At 63.1% G+C, this 17,389-nt stretch carries 16 protein-coding genes; 12 read left to right on the forward strand and 4 right to left on the reverse strand.

The window, feature by feature from the left end; all coding sequences use genetic code 11:
• The first annotated feature begins 28 nt into the window (after positions 1-28).
• A complete protein-coding gene (locus tag AB8A23_RS07265) occupies positions 29-253 on the forward strand; it encodes a hypothetical protein (RefSeq protein WP_089267813.1) in 225 nt (74 codons plus the stop codon).
• A 151-nt stretch (positions 254-404) separates the two neighbouring features.
• Entirely contained in the window at positions 405-1,598 is a 1,194-nt protein-coding gene (locus AB8A23_RS07270) for an ABC transporter substrate-binding protein (RefSeq protein ID WP_089267812.1), read from the forward strand.
• Positions 1,599-1,844: 246 nt separating this feature from the next.
• Here AB8A23_RS07270 and AB8A23_RS07275 read toward each other — a convergent pair whose 3' ends face one another.
• The 4 genes from AB8A23_RS07275 to AB8A23_RS07290 all read right to left on the reverse strand — a co-directional run bounded on the left by AB8A23_RS07275 (position 1,845) and on the right by AB8A23_RS07290 (position 7,309).
• A complete protein-coding gene (locus AB8A23_RS07275) occupies positions 1,845-2,930 on the reverse strand; it encodes a lipocalin-like domain-containing protein (protein WP_439060038.1) in 1,086 nt (361 codons plus the stop codon).
• Entirely contained in the window at positions 2,920-5,382 is a 2,463-nt protein-coding gene (locus tag AB8A23_RS07280; protein ID WP_439060037.1) for an FtsX-like permease family protein, read from the reverse strand. The genes AB8A23_RS07275 and AB8A23_RS07280 overlap by 11 nt, the downstream gene beginning before the upstream one ends.
• Positions 5,379-6,032: an ABC transporter ATP-binding protein gene (locus AB8A23_RS07285; protein ID WP_439060036.1), complete on the reverse strand. Its 654-nt coding sequence runs from the start codon at positions 6,030-6,032 to the stop codon at positions 5,379-5,381. The genes AB8A23_RS07280 and AB8A23_RS07285 overlap by 4 nt, the downstream gene beginning before the upstream one ends.
• Before the next feature lie 62 nt (positions 6,033-6,094).
• Positions 6,095-7,309 carry an MFS transporter gene (locus tag AB8A23_RS07290; protein ID WP_439060035.1) on the reverse strand — a complete coding sequence of 405 codons (1,215 nt, stop codon included), beginning with the start codon at positions 7,307-7,309 and terminating at the stop codon, positions 6,095-6,097.
• Positions 7,310-7,483: 174 nt separating this feature from the next.
• Here AB8A23_RS07290 and AB8A23_RS07295 point away from each other — a divergent pair, with 174 nt between their 5' ends.
• The 10 genes from AB8A23_RS07295 to AB8A23_RS07340 all read left to right on the forward strand — a co-directional run bounded on the left by AB8A23_RS07295 (position 7,484) and on the right by AB8A23_RS07340 (position 17,365).
• On the forward strand, positions 7,484-8,737 hold the full coding sequence (locus AB8A23_RS07295) for an ATP-grasp domain-containing protein (RefSeq protein ID WP_439060034.1): 1,254 nt from the start codon (positions 7,484-7,486) through the stop codon (positions 8,735-8,737).
• Positions 8,738-9,057: 320 nt separating this feature from the next.
• Positions 9,058-9,768, forward strand: coding sequence for a Crp/Fnr family transcriptional regulator (locus AB8A23_RS07300; protein ID WP_439060033.1), 711 nt, complete (start codon positions 9,058-9,060; stop codon positions 9,766-9,768).
• Positions 9,769-9,901: 133 nt separating this feature from the next.
• Entirely contained in the window at positions 9,902-11,533 is a 1,632-nt protein-coding gene (ccoN, locus tag AB8A23_RS07305; RefSeq protein ID WP_439060552.1) for a cytochrome-c oxidase, cbb3-type subunit I, read from the forward strand.
• A gap of 9 nt (positions 11,534-11,542) precedes the next feature.
• Positions 11,543-12,277 (forward strand): cytochrome-c oxidase, cbb3-type subunit II, encoded by a 735-nt coding sequence (ccoO, locus tag AB8A23_RS07310; protein WP_093757551.1) that lies wholly within the window; start codon positions 11,543-11,545, stop codon positions 12,275-12,277.
• 12 nt (positions 12,278-12,289) lie between these two features.
• Positions 12,290-12,454: a cbb3-type cytochrome oxidase subunit 3 gene (locus AB8A23_RS07315; protein WP_068729582.1), complete on the forward strand. Its 165-nt coding sequence runs from the start codon at positions 12,290-12,292 to the stop codon at positions 12,452-12,454.
• Between the two features lie 7 nt (positions 12,455-12,461).
• Positions 12,462-13,337: a cytochrome-c oxidase, cbb3-type subunit III gene (gene ccoP, locus AB8A23_RS07320; RefSeq protein ID WP_231078862.1), complete on the forward strand. Its 876-nt coding sequence runs from the start codon at positions 12,462-12,464 to the stop codon at positions 13,335-13,337.
• Positions 13,338-13,437: 100 nt separating this feature from the next.
• Positions 13,438-14,886 carry a cytochrome c oxidase accessory protein CcoG gene (gene ccoG / locus AB8A23_RS07325; RefSeq protein WP_439060032.1) on the forward strand — a complete coding sequence of 483 codons (1,449 nt, stop codon included), beginning with the start codon at positions 13,438-13,440 and terminating at the stop codon, positions 14,884-14,886.
• 11 nt (positions 14,887-14,897) lie between these two features.
• Entirely contained in the window at positions 14,898-15,398 is a 501-nt protein-coding gene (locus AB8A23_RS07330; protein WP_439060031.1) for a FixH family protein, read from the forward strand.
• Between the two features lie 9 nt (positions 15,399-15,407).
• Positions 15,408-15,578, forward strand: coding sequence for a cbb3-type cytochrome oxidase assembly protein CcoS (gene ccoS, locus AB8A23_RS07335; protein ID WP_089267801.1), 171 nt, complete (start codon positions 15,408-15,410; stop codon positions 15,576-15,578).
• Between the two features lie 203 nt (positions 15,579-15,781).
• A complete protein-coding gene (locus AB8A23_RS07340; RefSeq protein WP_439060030.1) occupies positions 15,782-17,365 on the forward strand; it encodes a GMC family oxidoreductase in 1,584 nt (527 codons plus the stop codon).
• Positions 17,366-17,389: the final 24 nt, after the last annotated feature.

Below are 17,389 nucleotides of genomic sequence, written 5' to 3' on the forward strand. Positions count from 1 at the left end.
GCGCTTTTGATGCCAAGGAACTCCACCCATGAGCACTGTCTTCGAGAAACTCATCGCGAAATATGCCGAGCGCGGCGATTTCGAGCGCCTGCAGGGTTATCGGGACGATCGTCTGGCCATCCTGAAGAGCATTCAGGATGGGACATACGAGAAGATGCACCTGATCTCCGACACCGATCCTGTCTCGATGGTCGCGGAGATCGAGCGGGAACTCGCCTGTATCGACGCGGCGCTGAAAAAGCGGATGCAGTGACAGCGTGCGTGCGTTGCAGCAATCGTCGTTGGGAGTGATCTTGAACTAACGCAAGGCTGATCTGCACATTTCGGCTAAGTCGAAAGATTATCTGGTTCGTCCCGAGCTTCTCACATAGCGTGCGCCCAAATTGAAAACCTGGGAGGCATTGATGAAGTTCGGACTGTTGTCGACGGCTGCGCTGTGCGGTCTTTTCCTGGCCGCGCCGGCCTCGGCGCAAGGCGTCAAGATCGGCATTCTCAACGATCAGTCCGGTGTCTATGCCGATTACGGCGGCAAATATTCGGTCGAAGCCGCCAAGATGGCGATCGAGGATTTCGGCGGCGAGGTGCTCGGCAAGAAGATCGAACTGGTCACCGCGGATCACCAGAACAAGCCTGATCTCGCCGTCTCGATCGCGCGGCGCTGGTATGACGTCGAAGGCGTCGACATGATCACTGAATTGACCACCTCGTCGGTGGCGCTCGCGGTGCAGGAGCTCTCCAATCAGGAGAAGAAGATCGACATCGTGGTCGGCGCGGCCTCGTCGCGCGTCACCGGCGATGCCTGCACGCCCTATGGCTTCCACTGGTCGTTCGATACACGCGCCTTGGGTGTTGGCACCGGCGGCGCGCTGACCGAAGCTGGCGGCGATACCTGGTTCTTCCTCACCGCGGACTACGCCTTCGGCTATTCGCTGGAGAAGGACACCGGCGACATTGTGAAGGCAAAGGGCGGCAAGGTGCTCGGCGCCGTTCGCCATCCGCTGAACTCGTCGGACTTCTCGTCGTTCCTGCTGCAGGCGCAGGCGTCCAAGGCCAAGGTCATCGGCCTTGCCAATGCCGGCCTCGACACTACCAACGCCGTGAAGCAGGCGGCTGAATTCGGCATCGTCGCCGGCGGCCAGAAGCTCGCCGGTCTCCTCCTCACGCTGGCCGAAGTGAATGGCCTCGGGCTGCAGGCGGCGCAAGGCCTGGTGCTGACGGAATCTTTCTACTGGGACCGCGACGACAAGTCGCGTGAGTTTGCCGATCGCTTCTTCAAGCGCACCCAGCGCATGCCGAACATGATCCAGGCCGGCACCTATTCGTCGACGCTGTCCTATCTCAAGGCGGTGAAGGCGGCCGGCACCAAGGACTCCGAAGCTGTCGCGAAGAAGCTGAAGGAACTTCCGGTCGATGACGCCTTCGCCCAGGGCGGCAAGGTGCTCGCCAATGGCCGCATGGTAAAGGACCTCTATCTGTTCGAGGTCAAGAAGCCGTCGGAATCCAAGAAGCCATGGGATTACTACAAGCAGCTCGCCGTGGTGCCCGGCGACAAGGCCTATCCGACCGCAGCCGAGAGCGGCTGCCCGCTGACGAAGTAAGCTTCGCTTCCTTAACCTCTCCCCGCTTGCGGGGAGAGGTCGGAGTCGACGCGAAGCGACGGCTCCGGGTGAGGGGGCAAGGTACAGCGTTCGCCGCAAGCTCGTATTCGCGGATCGGATGATGATGCGATCAGAGAGTTGGGTGATCGGGTAGGCAGTGTGCCATGCCCCTCACCCGACCGTCTTCGCTGCGCTTCGCCGGTCGACCTCTCCCCGCAAAGGGCGGGGAGAGGTTAGGTAACAGCCTCAATATCCCGTCATCTCAAGATAACCCACGCCGCTGTGGCTGCCGGTGAAGCTCACCGGCCCTTCCCAATAGGGGAAGCTCGTCGTCATCCAGCTCCTGGCATTCAGCGGCGAGGTCGCGATCTGCAATCCGCGCGATGCGATCGATACCTTCCATGACGTCGGGATCCTGCGGCCGGCGATCTCCGTCATGACCGTCGGCGTCATATCTATAGCGCCTGAGGCAAGCTGTTCGGATTTTCCGTCCGCGGTGATCCAGTTGCCGGCAAAATAATGCGCGCCATCTTTCTGCCTGAGACGAAACAGCATCAGCTTTGCGTTATCGGGCAGATGCAGCGAGAACCAGTCCCAGCCGGTTTGGTCGGAAGCGAGCGGCTGGCTCGAATATTCCCTGTCCATCCAGGCGTGGCCGGTGACGGCAATCTCCTTGCTGTCGATGGTCAGCACGCCCGATGCGGTGAAATAGGGCTGGCTGTAGTAATACGATGCCTGGCCGCGTTCGGATTTGCGGCTGTAACCGCTATCGCCCTGCAGCACGAGCGGCTGCTTTGCGTCCAGACGGAGCTGGTAGTTGAAATCCGCTGACGATGCCGACACATCGAGCGGCGCAACCGACCTGTGGTTGAAGCCTTCGATGCCGCGCATCTCCCATGCATCGATCCATGCCCGGAACGGCATCGCCGTCACGCCGGCCTGGCCGATGCCGCCGCGGGCAAAGGTTTCTGTCGCATGATGTGACTTTGCAGATGTCACCGCCGCATGACCCATCCAGATCTGCGGCGTCGCCCAGCCGTCGCCCTGCGCGCCGGCTGCCATCGCCTGTCGAAACAGCGTCCACTGCGCGCCATAGGCATTGCCTGATGCGTCCGTGAGATTGGCGGTGAGGTACCACCATTCGATGCGATAATCCGGATGCGGGCCGTGATCAGCCGGAAAGATGAGGGGGCGGCCCGGAACGACAGCCGCAAAACCTTCGGCGTCGCGGCCGAGGCCGGCAAAGCCCTGGGCGAATGTGCGTGAACCGCCGAGCCCGAGCAGCGCGATGCCGCCGATCAAATTGCGACGCGTGATGAGGCTAGCGCTCATTGGCGAATACCTTCACCAGTGTGGCCGGCTGCATGCGCAGCAGTTTCAGGATCGGTAGCAAGGCTGCGAGCAGCGAGGCCAGCATGGCGACGCCGAGCAATTGGACCAGTTGCAGCGGAAACACATGGAATGGCAGGCGCCAGCCGAAGGCCTTCACATTGACGATGGCGATCAGACACCACGCCACCAGCAGACCGAGCGGCAGCGCCAGCAGTGAGGTGATCAAGGCGACCGACAGCGTCTTCAACAACTCGATGCCGGCAAGGCGGCGACGCGTGATGCCAATGGCCCAGAGCGGCGCCAGTTGGGGCAGGCGCGAATTGCTCAGCGTGAGCAGGCTGGTAAGGAGTGCGACGCCGGCGACGCCAAGCGTGAAGGCATTGAGCGCGGTCGTTACCGCGAAGGTGCGGTTGAAGATCGCTAGCGATTCCGTTTTCACCGTCGTCTGATCGGCGACGTTGCGGCCGTCGAGGCCGAAGCGCGTACGGATGGCTGCGATCAGCGCCGGCACATTCGCAGGTGCGACGCGCAGGCCCATGCGGGTCTGCGAGATGTCAGGGAAATGTTTGACCAGCGCATCGATGTTCACGCCGATCTGGCCTTTGGGATTGCCGTAATCCGCATACACGGCGACGACGTCCATCGGCCATGTACCGGTCGGCGTCGGCACGTCCAGACGATCGCCGGGTTTGAGCTTCATGCGCAGCGAGAGTTGTTCGCTGATGAGCGCGCCGTCGCCGCTGCGCACGCGATCCCATGCGTCGCTGGTTGAATCCAGCAGCGGCCATTGATCGCGATAGGTGGCGTGATCGGCGAAGCCGAGAAGCTCGATCGGCGCACCGTTGAACTGCACGTCAGTGCGGCTGCCCGACAGAACTGCCTGCACGTCGGGGCGCGTCTTCAGCCAGGTCTTGATCTCGCTCGCCTGCCTCTCGCTCGCCGAGTTCAGATAGATCTCGGACGCCAGCCGCCCGTCGAGCCATCCCGTAAAGGTCCGGCTGAAACTCTCCACCATGGTGCCGACGCCGACATTGACGGCGAGCGCCAGCAGCAGCGCCATCAGCGCCAGCGACAGGCCGGAGAGCTGCAGCCGGCTGTCGGCCCAGAACCATGTGACGAGTGGCCGTCGCGTGCTGCGTTCACCGCCGGCAAGGACGATGCCGAGAATGACCGGTAATGCGAGCGCTGCGCCGAGCAGCAATGCGGCAAGCACGAAGAAGCCAGCAATCAGTGAATCGCCAAACCAGAGCGCAAGTCCGGCAGCGATGAACACGAGCAATGCGCCCGTGCCTTGCAGTCGCAGCCAGCGATGCTGTGCCTGTTGCCAGGCATAGGGCTGTGCGGTGGCGAGCAAGGGGAGATGGACAGCTTTCAGCAGGCTCGATGTCGCCGCCAGCAGCGCACCGATGATGGAAATCGCGAGACCAGCGAACCACCATTCGGGCTTCAGCGTGAGTTGCCCCGGGATCTGCGCGCCATAGAGCCCGCGCAGGCTGGCCGCAACGTCGGGCAGCAGCGATGCGGCGATGAAATAGCCGCAGACGAGACCGATGGCGCCGGCGATCAGTGCGATGCTGACGAGTTCGAGGATCAGCACACTGTTGAGCTGCCGCGCCGAGACGCCGCAGGCACGCAAGGTGCGCAGCATGGGCAGTCGTTGCTCGAAGCCGAGGCCGATGGCCGAATTGACGATGAACAGCCCGACGAAGAAGGATAGCAGGCCGAAGGCGGTGAGGTTGAGATGGAAGCTGTCGGTGAGACGTTCCAGATCGGTCTCGGCATCCGGCTGCACCAGCCGCAACCGATCGCCGGCGACGCTGCCGAGCGACGCGCGGGGACCCTTGGCGCTGCCGATCAGCAGGCGCGAGATCTGGTCCGGCATCTTCAGCAGTTTCTGTGCGATGCCGATATCGACCACCAGCACACCGGGCGCGAGCTGCGGCTGCAATTTCAACGGCGGCAGCAGGGCTCCGTCGTTGAGCGCAGGCGTCGCACCCTCAGTAAGGCCGAGGCTGGTCAGTGTTTCCGGCGCGACCAGCACCTGCCCGGGCGGTGTGAGAAAGGCCTGCGCGCCGGTCCTGCCGATCTCCGTCGCAGCGCTGGCTTCGACAGGCATGGTCACCGGCTCGATGCCGAGCAGGCGCACGGAGCGGCCGCCGATTTGCACGCGGCCTTCGACGACGGGCGAGACCGGCCAGCCGGCGCGGCGCAGATCGACAAAGAGCTGTTGCGAAAACGCGCCGCCATTGGTTGCGACCAGCATCGGCGTGCGCGTGCCGCCGAAGGCGGCGGCGGCGCGGTCATAGCTGGTGCGCGCCTGCTGGTTGAGCGCCTGCACGCCACTCCATAATGCGGTCGCGGCGATCAGGCCGATCAGGAGCGTGGCGAATTGCATCGGATGCCGGCGCCAGTGGCTGAGCAGTACTGCAAGGATCCAGAGCGCGCGTCTCACGCGATCAATCCGGCATGAAGATGGATGCGGCGATCCAGTGTCGCAGCAAGACGCTCGCTGTGGGTCACCATCAGGAAACCGCAGCCGGTGCGGGCGACGAGATCGCGCGCCAGCCTCAAGACTTCGTCAGCCGTGTCCTCGTCGAGATTGCCGGTGGGTTCATCCGCGAGCAGTAGCAGCGGCTTCGAGGCCAGCGCGCGGCCGATGGCGACGCGTTGTTGCTGGCCGCCGGAGAGCTGTTCGGGATAGCGCTTGAGCAGCGCATCAAGCCCGAGCCGTTCGGTGAGTTCGCTTTGCCAGGCTGCGTCGTGCTTGCCGGAGATGCGCGCCTGAAATGCCAGATTGTCGGCGACCGACAGCGACGGGATCAGGTTGAATTGCTGGAATACGAGGCCGAGCCGGTCGCGGCGCAGCGCGGCGCGCGCGGAATCGTGGAGGCCGGTGACGACGATGTCGCCAAGGGTGATCTCGCCGCCGTCGGCTTCATCGAGACCGGCGATCAGATGCAGCAGCGTGCTCTTGCCGCTGCCGGATTCGCCGGTCAGCGCCACGCTCTCGCCGGCGGCAACGCTGAGATCGACACCGCGCAGAACGGCGACCTGTTCCTGGGCTGAGCGATAGGATTTGGTGAGGTGGCGAACCGTGAGCATGCGGCGGAGACTATAACAGAACCGCTCCCCGCCGTCCCCACGCAGGCGGGGACGACAACCCGTTATCGCTTGCGCTCCGACACCAGCGCCAGCAGCACCGTCGCCGCCATGAAGCAGGCGGAGGCGCCGAACACCCAATGCGGCAGCGCGTGATCCATGAACCAGCCGAACAGGATGGGGCTGATGATGCCGCCGAAATTGAAGCCGGTGGAGACGATGCCGAAAGCGCGGCCGGCGGCGCCGGGAGGGGCGGCCTCGCGCACCAGCATGTCGCGCGACGGCGTCAGCACGCCGCCGAGGAAGCCCGCGGTGGTCATGGCCGCGACGATCACCGGCGTCGGCAGCGTGAACGCTGCGATGGCACAGATGATGGCGGCATTGATCGTGAAACACACGGCAGCGACGCGGCTGTGGTGTCTGGTCCGATCGGCCAGCCAGCCGCCGGCAAGCACGCCGACGGCGCTGGCCGCGAGGAAAGCGGTGAGGGCGATATTCGCCGATGACAGCGATGTGCCGTAGCCATTCATCAGCGCGACGATGCCGAAGCTGTTGATGCCATTCTGCGACAGCGACAGCAGCGTGAAGAACAGCGTCAGCATCAGGATCGCCGGGGTCATCATGCTGACCTTCGGCGATTCGGCGCCCTTTGCGTCATCGCCATCTGCCATCGCGCCGGCATCGGGAATGCCGACCACGATCAGCATCAGTGCGATCGCCACGCCGATGGCTCCCGCGACGATCAGCGCGCCCTGGCCGCCGATACCGACCAGCAGTGCCGCCATCAGGGGAGGCGCGACTGCGCCGCCGACGAAGCCGGCAAAGGTATGGATCGAGAATGCGCGGCCCATCTTCGACTCGTCCATATGCGCGGCAAGGATGGCGTAGTCGGCCGGATGATAGACGCTGTTGGCAAGGCCAAGCAGCGCGGCGCAGACGATCAGCGCGGGATAGCTGAGCAACAGGCCGAGCGCGATCAGCGCACAGCCGCCGAGCATGACGCCAAGGATCAGGATCTTGCGCGCGCCGATGCGGTCGACGAGATAGCCGATCGGCGCCTGAGTGAGGCCAGAGACGACAGCGAAGGTAGTGAGGGCGAAGCCGAGTTCGATATAGCCGACGCCGAGCCGGTCCTTCAGGAACGGGAACAGCATTGGCAGTACGAAGATGTGGAAGTGGCTGACCCAATGCGCAGTGGAAATCGCCGTCAGCGTCCGCGTCGCCGAAGGGACGTGGTCACGCGACGCGAGATGCGAGGTCGAGGCCGGAATATCGACCATATGCGTTTCCACCCAAGGCGGCTGACGGCCGCTTTTGCAGCCTCGAAAAGGTGCGCTATGCCTACGTTCTCAGCAGGTTAATGTCTATCAGCGCTGCGACATGCAGGTGTTGCGGCCCGTGCAGGGCGGCATCGGGAAACGCGACCACGGCCCGGGAATGCGACATGATTGAGCATGATGACGAGCAGCCCGAATTTTAAGCCGCTGCGGATCCTGCTGTCGGAAGGCACCAGCACCTCCGCGCGGGAGGCTGTCACCGTGCTCGGCCTCGCCGGCCATGTGGTGGATGTCTGCGATCCCGCCGCTGCCGGGCTGGCGCGGTTCTCGCGATTTGTCCGCATATATCGCCGCTGCCCGGGAATGAGGGACGATCCCTCGGGCTTCCTGCGGTTCATCGAAGGCCTGCTGGCGACGGGCAACTACGACGTGCTGCTGCCGATCCACGAACAGGGCTTCCTGTTCGCCAGGGTGCAGGAGCGGCTGAGGCCGCTGGCCGGCCTAGCCTTGCCGCCCTTCGCGAGCTATCGGGCGGCGCATAGCAAGGCCGGTTTCAGCCGTATGCTGAGCGAGCTTGGATTGCCGCAACCCGAGACCCAGATCGTCGCCGGCGCCGATACGCTTCGTGCTGCAGTCCGTTTTCCCTGCGTCATCAAGACAGCGATCGGCACTGCGAGCCGTGGCGTCTGGATGGTGCGCAATGATGCCGACCTCGCGCTGGCAATGAAAGAGCTTGAGGCCGGCAACGGCTTTGCCGGCGAAGTACTGGTGCAGGCCCGTGTCACGGGCGCGACCGAGAAGGCGCAGGGTGTGTTCTGCCGGGGCGAACTGGTCGGCCTTCACGTCACTCGCCAGATCATGGAGGGCGCCGGCGGCGGCGATGCCATCAAGCGCAGCGTGCGGCGAGACCGCGTGCGCGGCGATCTCGCGGCCATCGGTAGGCATCTCGCCTGGCACGGCGCGCTGTCGATCGACTTCATCATGCCGGACGATGACAGCGGGCCATTCTATATCGACTGCAATCCGCGGCTGGTGGAGCCGATGGCGGCTTATCTGGCCGGCGTCGATCTGGTCGATCTGCTGCTGCGCGTTTCCCTGGGCGAGACGCCGGATGTCGCACCGACGACACGAGAGGGCGTGGTCACGCATCAGGCCATGCAGGTGCTGCTCGGCAGTGCGCAGCGCGGCGGCGACAGGCGCGATCTGCTATGCATTTGCCGCGATATCCTGCGTCGCCGCGGCGACTATGCCGGCAGCACCGAAGAGCTCACGCCGGTGCGCATCGACTGGCTCAGCGTAGTGCCGCTGATGATGACTGTGCTGTTGCTGCTAGTGTCGCCGAAGCTGTCGCATGCGCTGGCGAAACGCGGTTGGGGCCAGCATCTGCTCGATGCCGGGACGGTTGCGGCCATCGAAAGCGAGAGGTTTTAGTTTCATCCGGCCGCGTTAGAGTTGAATAGTTGCGGCAGACGCGGCCGGCTCCCTCTCCCCGCTCTGCGCGGGGAGAGGGGTGGGGTAAGGGGCGTGGCACCTCAGCCACTGCCATCTCCGCTTCTTCGATTCGATAGGTCTTGCTAGGCGGCAACTGCAGTGCGCCGCCCCTCACCCGGATCACGCGCGACCCGACCTCTCCCCGCGCAAGATGCGGGGAGAGGTAAGAGGCGATTGATGTGTATCAATGTGTGCCGCGCTGATCCGGTTATCTAAAAGTGCCCCGCACCTCCGCGAGGCCAACGAAACCCGGGGAGCGCATGACAAAGCTGATGGCTGCATCGTCGTTCGCTGCGCCTTGTGCGAATGCGGCTGCGCAGCCGGGCGGCTTCCTGTCTCATCTGGGCGCCGCCGATCTGCGCCAGTTGATGGCCCTGGGCGAGCGGGTGCCCTATACTTCGCAGGATGTGCTGTTCACGCAGGGAGCGCCGGCGGGCAAATGCTTCAGCGTGGTCGAGGGTGTGGTCGGCATCTATAGGACCGAATGCGATAGTCGTCGCCAGATCACAAGTTTTGCGCTGCCGGGCGACATCCTCGAGATCGCAACGCAGGGGCATCATGAAGTGTCCGCCGCTGCAATCGGTCCTGCAGTGGTGTGGGAAATCCCGCGTGAGAAATTCGCGCAGTTCGCCAGTCACCGGCCCTATGTGCTGAACGAGATCGTCACGCTGATGGCGGCCGAGATCGCCGACGCGCATGACAAGATGTTCTCGCTGGGCCGCCGTGCAGCGGAAGAGAAGCTTATCGTGTTCCTGACGTACTGGCGCGACCGGCTGGCACGGCTCGGCCGCGATGTCGATCCGCTGCCGGTGCCGATGAGCCGGCGCGATATCGCCGATCATCTCGGCCTCACCGTCGAGACCGTGTGCCGGACGCTGGCCAAGCTCGAACGCCGCGGCACGATCGAGATTCTGCCGGGCCGCATCCGGCTGCTGGACACCGAATCCGTCGCGGCTCCCGCTCTCGCCTGACGCCTCGCGCAGCCAGCAAGCGAGCTTCCCCCGACTTTGATTTCAATCAATTCACTGAGCGCGCCGCCGTGATTGATGGGTGCGTGCTCGGGAAAGAATCATCATGACGAACCAGACTGACAGCGTGAAGTGGATGACGATCGGAGAGGCCGGTCTGACCGTGATCCTCGTGGCCACCGTATTTCTCTCCATCATCGCAGCGGCCAAGGCGGAAGATGCAGCCTATGCCTTCCACGTGACGCTGGCCGGCTTCGCCAGCCTGGCCTCCGTGTTCGTCATCCTCAATCGTTATTTCGAGCGCGGCGCATTGCCACCGCAGGAGATCGACGGGCGGCCGAATTACAATTTCGGACCGATCAAGTTCGCTGCTGCGGCCTCGGTGTTCTGGGGCATCGCCGGCTTCACGGTGGGTCTGCTGATCGCCATGCAGTTGGCGTGGCCGGACCTGAACTTCAATCTGCCCTGGACCTCGTTCGGCCGGCTGCGGCCGCTGCATACGTCGGCGGTGGTGTTTGCCTTCGGCGGCAACGTGCTGATCGCGACCTCGTTCTTCGTGGTGCAGAAGACCTGCCGCACACGGCTCGCTGGCGATCTTGCGCCGTGGTTCGTCGTGCTCGGCTATAATTTCTTCATCGTCATTGCCGGCACCGGCTATCTGCTCGGCGTCACGCAATCCAAGGAATATGCCGAACCGGAATGGTATGCCGATCTCTGGCTGACCATCGTCTGGGTGACTTATCTGCTGGTATTCCTGATGACGCTCGTGAAGCGCAAGGAGCCGCATATCTTCGTCGCCAACTGGTTCTATCTCGCCTTCATCATCACCATCGCGGTGCTGCATCTCGGCAATAATCCGGCGCTGCCCGTCTCGGTCTTCGGCTCCAAGTCCTATGTCGCCTGGGCCGGCGTGCAGGATGCCATGTTCCAGTGGTGGTATGGCCATAACGCGGTGGGCTTCTTCCTTACCGCCGGCTTCCTCGCCATCATGTATTACTTCATTCCGAAGCGCGCCGAGCGACCGGTCTATTCCTATCGGCTGTCGATCGTGCACTTCTGGGCGATCATCTTCCTCTACATCTGGGCGGGTCCGCATCACCTGCACTATTCGGCACTGCCCGACTGGACGCAGACGCTCGGCATGACCTTCTCGATCATGCTGTGGATGCCCTCCTGGGGCGGCATGATCAACGGCCTCATGACGCTGTCCGGCGCATGGGACAAGCTGCGCACAGATCCGGTGCTGCGCATGCTGGTGGTGTCGGTGGCGTTCTACGGCATGGCGACCTTCGAGGGTCCGCTGATGTCCATCAAGGTGGTCAATTCGCTCAGCCACTATACCGACTGGACCATCGGTCACGTGCATTCCGGCGCGCTCGGCTGGGTCGGCTTCGTCTCCTTCGGCGCGCTCTATTGCCTGGTGCCGTGGCTGTGGAATCGCAAGGGACTCTACAGCCTGAAACTGGTCGAGTGGCATTTCTGGATCGCGACGCTCGGCATCGTTCTCTACATCTCCGCGATGTGGGTGTCGGGCATCCTGCAGGGTCTGATGTGGCGTGCCTACACGTCGCTAGGCTTCCTCGAATATTCCTTCATCGAAAGCGTCGAAGCGATGCACCCGTTCTACATCATCCGCGCCGGGGGCGGCGGTCTGTTCCTGATTGGCGCGCTGATCATGGCCTGGAATTTGTGGATGACCGTGCGCGTCGGCGAAGCGGAAGAGGGCGCGCTGTCGAGCCCCGGCGCCACGTTGCAGCCGGCTGAATAAGGATCAATCATGTCGTTCTGGAGCCGGCACCAAATCTTCGAGAAGAACTCGATCGTCCTGATCGTGGGTATCATTCTCGTCATCGCCATCGGTGGCATCGTCGAGATTGCACCTTTGTTTTATCTCAAGAGCACCATCGAAGCCGTCGAGGGCATGCGGCCGTACACGCCGCTCGAACTGGCGGGACGCAACGTCTATGTCCGCGAGGGCTGCTATCTCTGTCATTCGCAGATGGTGCGGCCGCTGCGTGACGAGGTCGAACGCTACGGGCATTACTCGCTGGCGGCAGAGAGCATGTATGACCATCCGTTTCAGTGGGGCTCGAAGCGCACCGGTCCGGATCTCGCGCGTGTCGGCGCGAAATATTCCGATGAATGGCACGTCACGCATCTGAGCAATCCGCGCGCCATCGTGCCGCAATCGGTGATGCCGTCCTACAAGTTCCTGGCCGAGACGCCTGTCAGCACCGAGAACGTCGCCGATCATCTGCGCACCAACCGCGCGGTGGGTGTGCCCTATACGGACGATCAGATCACCAATGCGGTGGCGGACCTGAAGACCCAGGCCGATCCCGACAATGGCGATACCGACGCGCTGCTCAAGCGCTATCCGAAATCGGTGGCACGTAACTTCGATGGCAAGCCGGGTCTGCCCACCGAGATGGATGCACTGGTCGCCTATCTGCAGATGCTGGGCACGCTGGTCGATTTCAAACTTTATAACGAAAAAGCAAACCTCCGCTGAGGAGATGGAAGCATGCGCGCAATCCTGACCGTCGAGAACTTCGCGTCGAACCTCGTCCTCACATTCTGGACGCCGGTCTTTGTCGGAATCTTCATTGCAATTCTGACCTACGCATTGTGGCCCCGCAACAAGGCGATGTTTGACGCAGCCGCGCGTCAGCCGTTGCGAGAGGATTGATCAGATCATGAGCGATCACGAAGGCGAATTCGACAAGGCCACTGGCAAGACCACCACGGGTCACTCCTGGGACGGCATCAAAGAACTCAACACGCCGCTGCCGCGCTGGTGGGTGATGACTTTCTATCTCACCATCGTTTGGGCGATCGGCTATTGGGTCGTGTATCCGTCCTGGCCGCTGGTGCAGAGCTATGCGACGGGAGTCATGGGCTATTCGTCGCGTGCGGATGTCGCCGTCGATCTCGCCAATCTCGAGAAGATCCGCGGAGGCAAGATGGCGACGCTCGGCGCTGCGCCGCTCGCGGAAATTGAGAAGGATCCGGCGCTGCTGGCACTGGGGCGCGCCAGAGGCCGTGTGGTGTTCGGTGACAATTGCGCGCCGTGTCACGGCACTGGTGCGACCGGTGCCAAGGGCTTCCCCAATCTGAACGATGACGACTGGCTGTGGGGCGGCACACTGGAGCAGATCGAGAAGACCATCCAGTTCGGCGCGCGTTCCGCCCATGCGGAATCGCATGAAGGATCGATGCTGGCCTTTGGCCGCGACGGCATGTTGAAGAAGCCGGAGATCGAGACGGTTGCGAACTACGTGCGCTCACTGTCCGGATTGCCGACGGCCAAGGGTTACGACGCGAATGCCGGCCAGAAACTGTTCGCTGACAATTGCGCTTCGTGTCACGGCGACGCCGGCAAGGGCAATCCCGACATGGGGGCGCCGAACCTGACCGACAACATCTGGCTCTACGGTTCGGACGAGGCGACCATCGTCGAGACCATCACCAATGGCCGCAACGGCGTGATGCCAGCCTGGATTGGCCGTCTCGATCCGGCGACCATCAAGGCACTGACGATCTATGTCCATTCGCTGGGGGGTGGACAATAAGTCATAGCGCGCGCGGCCAATCCCGCGCGTGCCTTTGACGTACATCAATTGCATCGCACCGGCGAAGTCTAGGGTCATTCCAAGGACGAGAGTGACCTTCATGAACAAGCCTGTTACGCCCCAGGAATTCGACTACGGCCCGCTCTATGCGGCGCAGAAAAAAGTCTATCCGCAGAAGGTCTCCGGCAGGTATCGCAACGTCAAATGGGCGCTGATGGCGGTCTGCCTTGGCATCTATTATCTGCTGCCCTTCGTGCGTTGGAACCGCGGTCCCGGTGCCCCCGATCAGGCGGTGCTGGTCGATCTGCCGAACAGTCGCTTCTATTTCTTTTTCATCGAGCTGTGGCCGCAGGAAGTTTATTTCTTCACCGGCCTGCTGATCCTTGCCGCCCTCACGCTGTTCCTGATGAATGCCATCGGTGGTCGCGTCTGGTGCGGTTATCTCTGTCCGCAGACAGTCTGGACCGACTTGTTTTTCGCCGTCGAACGCCTGATCGAAGGCGACCGCCGCGAGCGGATGAAGAAGGAGGCCGAAGGGCTCACGCTGCAGCGTGTCGTCGAACTGACGATGAAGCATTCAATCTGGCTCCTGATCGCATGGTGGACCGGCGGCGCCTGGGTGCTCTATTTCAACGATGCGCCGACGCTGGTGAAGGAACTCGTCACCTTCCAGGCGCCGGCGCTGGCTTATATCTGGATCGCAATCCTGACGGCAACGACCTACACACTGGCCGGCTGGATGCGCGAGCAGGTCTGTCTCTATATGTGCCCGTGGCCGCGCATCCAGGCGGCCCTCACCGACGAATGGGCGCTCAACGTCACCTACAAGATCGATCGCGGCGAGCAACGGACCTCGCTAAAGAAGGCTGCGGAGTTGCGTGCGCTCGGCCAGCCTGCCGGCGACTGCATCGATTGCCATCAGTGCGTGAATGTCTGCCCGGTGGGCATCGATATCCGCAACGGACTACAGATGGATTGTATCCAGTGCGGGTTGTGCATCGACGCCTGCGACGGCGTGATGGCCAAGATCGGCCGGCCGACCCGGCTGATCGGCTATGACACCGACATCAACATTGCCAGGCGTAAGGCGGGCAAGTCCGAAATCTATCGCATCATCCGGCCGCGTACGGTGGCCTATGTCGGCATGATTGTCGCTGTCGGTGCGGTGATGCTCTATACGCTGCTGAACCGCTCGCTGCTCGACATCAACGTGCTGCACGATCGCAATCCGGTTGCGGTGCGCCTGAGCGACGGCTCGATCCGCAATGCCTATACGGTGCGCCTCTTGAACAAGCGTGGCGCCGGCCGCGTGGTCACGCTCGATGTCAAAGGGCCGGTTAACGCTACGGTGCATGTGGTGGGCATGGATGCGGTGTCATCGGGCCGGCCGGAGATCGTGCTTGGCCGCGACCAGACTACCGAACTGCGCGTACTGGTGACGGCGCCCGCGGCGGGCAATTCCGAGAAGTCGATCCCGCTCGTGATGCGTGTCACCGATGCCGCCCATGGCGACATGGCGTCGGCGACCGATCATTTCGTTGCACCGTGAAGGAGAACAGTATGAGCGCCGCCGTTGCCGCACCTCGTCCGATCACCGGCCGGTTCGTCCTGATCTGCCTGGTTTTGTTTTTCGGCATGATCATCGGCGTCAATGTCGTCATGATGAAATTCGCGCTGGAGACGCTGCCGGGTGTCGAGGTGGATAGTCCCTATACAGCGAGCCTCGCTTACGGCAACGAGATCGAAGCCGCGCGCGGCCAGAGCAGTCGCGGCTGGAAGGTCAGCGCGCATGTCGAGCGCGATGCTGCAGGTGATGCCGTCGTCCGCGTCGAAGCGCGCGATCGCAACGGCAATCCGATCACGGGGCTGAGTTTCACCGGTCGGCTGGAGCGGCCGGCCGATCGTCGCGCGGACCGGCCGGTTGAGCTGATCGGGGCCGGGGGCGTGGTCTATCGCGGCAAGGTCGCCGAACTTGCGCCGGGACTGTGGGATCTGGTGCTTGAAGGAGAGGTCGGCGGACAGCGCATGTTCCTGTCGAAAAACCGCCTCGTGCTGAAATAGGGTCCAACCATGCAGTCCCTCGTCGTCCTCGTGCCGCTGGCGCTTGCGCTCGGGTTGCTCGGCCTGTGGGCCTTCATGTGGTCGCTGAAAAGCGGACAGTATGAGGATCTGGAAGGTGCGGGATGGCGCGCGATTCTCGATGAGGATCCGCCGGCGAAGAAGCCTGGCGATCCCCTCTGAGGCGGCTCTTTCCGTTCAATCCATCACCGCCACAACTTGTGGCCATATTTTTCCAACCGCCATGCCTTTGCCGCGCGTTGCCTCTGCAGCGCGCGTGCTGGCGTCTGCTGTGCACCGGGCGCATAATGGCGGGAACGGATTTTGCACGCGTTCGGCCGGACAAGATCGGCGTAGGGCGCCGCAGCAGAAAGAAATGAAGCACTATGTATGATGTGATCGTCGTCGGCGGTGGATCTGCCGGCGCTGCCGTGGCTGCCAGGCTCTCCGAAAATCCCGCCACGCGCGTGCTGCTGCTGGAAGCCGGGCTCGACTGGCGCGCGGCGGATGCACCGTGGGAAGTCACCACGGCGAACCCGATCCCGATCATTCACCAGCGCGAATTCCAGGAGAAGTGGCAGTGGCCGCAGCTGCATTCGCGGCGGGTGGTCGGACAAGACCAGCGCTTTTACTGGCGCGGCAAGGGTCTTGGCGGTTCGTCGATGATGAACGGCCAGATTGCGATCCGCGGTGTCGCCGACGCCTTCGATGAATGGGCGTCGCTGGGGTGCACCGGCTGGTCGGCCAGGGAAATCATGCCGTTATTCTCGGTGATCGAGGATGATCTGGACTTCGGCGACAGGCCCGGTCATGGCCGTGGTGGTCCGCTGCCGGTCTATCGCGCGCCGCCGGAGACATGGGGTCCGATCGACAAGGGCTTGCGCGATGCGGCGCTGGCGTCGGGCTATGCCTGGTGCGACGACGTCAACGGGCCGGATGGCGAAGGCGTTGCCTGCTATCCGATCAATAGCCGCGACCTGCGGCGTATCTCCACCAATGAAGCCTATCTCGAGCCGGCGCGTGGCCGCGCCAATCTCGAAATCCGCGGTCATGCGCTGGTCGATCGCGTCGTGATCAAGGACGGTCAGGCGACCGGAGTGATCGTGCACTTCGAGGGGCAAGGCACGCAGGAAATCAGCGCGCGCGAGATCGTGCTATGTGGTGGCTCGATCCACAGCCCGGCGATCCTGCTGCGCTCGGGCGTCGGCCCGGCAGACGAGCTGAGGGACATGGGCATCGCCGTGGAATGCGATCTGCCCGTCGGCCAGAATTTCTTCGATCATCCGCTGTTTCGCACCACCATCAAGCTGCAGGACGATATAGCGCCCAAGGATAAGGACACCCGCCATACCAATTGCTGTGTGACCTATTCGTCGGGTTTGGCTGAGGGCGGCAAGCGCGACATGATCCTGATCGCGTTCAATCATCGCGGTATCGGTAATCCCGGTGCGATCGGTGCCGGCCTGTTCAACGCCTTCTCGCGCGGCACGCTGAAGCTTGCATCCACCGATGCGACGATCGATCCGATCGTCGAGGAGAACATGCTGGCTGACCCCCGCGACATGCTGCGGATGGTCGATGCCGTGAAGCGGCTTGCCGCGATCACCACGCAGCCGGCGCTGGCGGGCATCGCTGACTGGATCCGCCTCACCGATACCGACATGACGCTGCCGCAGGCGGCGGCGTTGCCGACGCGCGAGCTCGAAGCCGCGCTGCGCCGTGACACCGGTGATATCCAGCACGCCGCCGGCACCTGTCGCATGACCGGCTTCAAGGACACCGGTGGCGTGGTCAATCCGGATGGCACCGTGAAGGGCCTCAAGGGTCTGCGCATTGCCGATGCGTCGATCATGCCGTCGGATTGCCGCGCCAACACTCATTTCACCACGGTGGTGATCGGCGAAGCCATTGCGCGCATGATGATGCGCAGGTCGAATGTAGCGTCGCCCGCCGTGGCGATGGCGAAGTAAGAACGCGCAACGCAAGCGCTCAAG

The organism is Tardiphaga sp. 619_E2_N8_4 (genome assembly GCF_051810905.1).
GTDB lineage: Bacteria > Pseudomonadota > Alphaproteobacteria > Rhizobiales > Xanthobacteraceae > Tardiphaga > Tardiphaga robiniae.

Bases quoted from the DNA above. Each gene is read 5' to 3' on its own strand.
- AB8A23_RS07265 (WP_089267813.1), top strand. From the start codon at position 29: ATGAGCACTGTCTTCGAGAAACTCATCGCGAAATATGCCGAGCGCGGC.
- AB8A23_RS07270 (WP_089267812.1), top strand. From the start codon at position 405: ATGAAGTTCGGACTGTTGTCGACGGCTGCGCTGTGCGGTCTTTTCCTG.
- AB8A23_RS07275 (WP_439060038.1), bottom strand. From the start codon at position 2,930: ATGAGCGCTAGCCTCATCACGCGTCGCAATTTGATCGGCGGCATCGCG.
- AB8A23_RS07285 (WP_439060036.1), bottom strand. From the start codon at position 6,032: ATGCTCACGGTTCGCCACCTCACCAAATCCTATCGCTCAGCCCAGGAA.
- AB8A23_RS07290 (WP_439060035.1), bottom strand. From the start codon at position 7,309: ATGGTCGATATTCCGGCCTCGACCTCGCATCTCGCGTCGCGTGACCAC.
- AB8A23_RS07295 (WP_439060034.1), top strand. From the start codon at position 7,484: ATGATGACGAGCAGCCCGAATTTTAAGCCGCTGCGGATCCTGCTGTCG.
- AB8A23_RS07300 (WP_439060033.1), top strand. From the start codon at position 9,058: ATGACAAAGCTGATGGCTGCATCGTCGTTCGCTGCGCCTTGTGCGAAT.
- ccoN (WP_439060552.1), top strand. From the start codon at position 9,902: ATGACGATCGGAGAGGCCGGTCTGACCGTGATCCTCGTGGCCACCGTA.
- ccoO (WP_093757551.1), top strand. From the start codon at position 11,543: ATGTCGTTCTGGAGCCGGCACCAAATCTTCGAGAAGAACTCGATCGTC.
- AB8A23_RS07315 (WP_068729582.1), top strand. From the start codon at position 12,290: ATGCGCGCAATCCTGACCGTCGAGAACTTCGCGTCGAACCTCGTCCTC.
- ccoP (WP_231078862.1), top strand. From the start codon at position 12,462: ATGAGCGATCACGAAGGCGAATTCGACAAGGCCACTGGCAAGACCACC.
- ccoG (WP_439060032.1), top strand. From the start codon at position 13,438: ATGAACAAGCCTGTTACGCCCCAGGAATTCGACTACGGCCCGCTCTAT.
- AB8A23_RS07330 (WP_439060031.1), top strand. From the start codon at position 14,898: ATGAGCGCCGCCGTTGCCGCACCTCGTCCGATCACCGGCCGGTTCGTC.
- ccoS (WP_089267801.1), top strand. From the start codon at position 15,408: ATGCAGTCCCTCGTCGTCCTCGTGCCGCTGGCGCTTGCGCTCGGGTTG.
- AB8A23_RS07340 (WP_439060030.1), top strand. From the start codon at position 15,782: ATGTATGATGTGATCGTCGTCGGCGGTGGATCTGCCGGCGCTGCCGTG.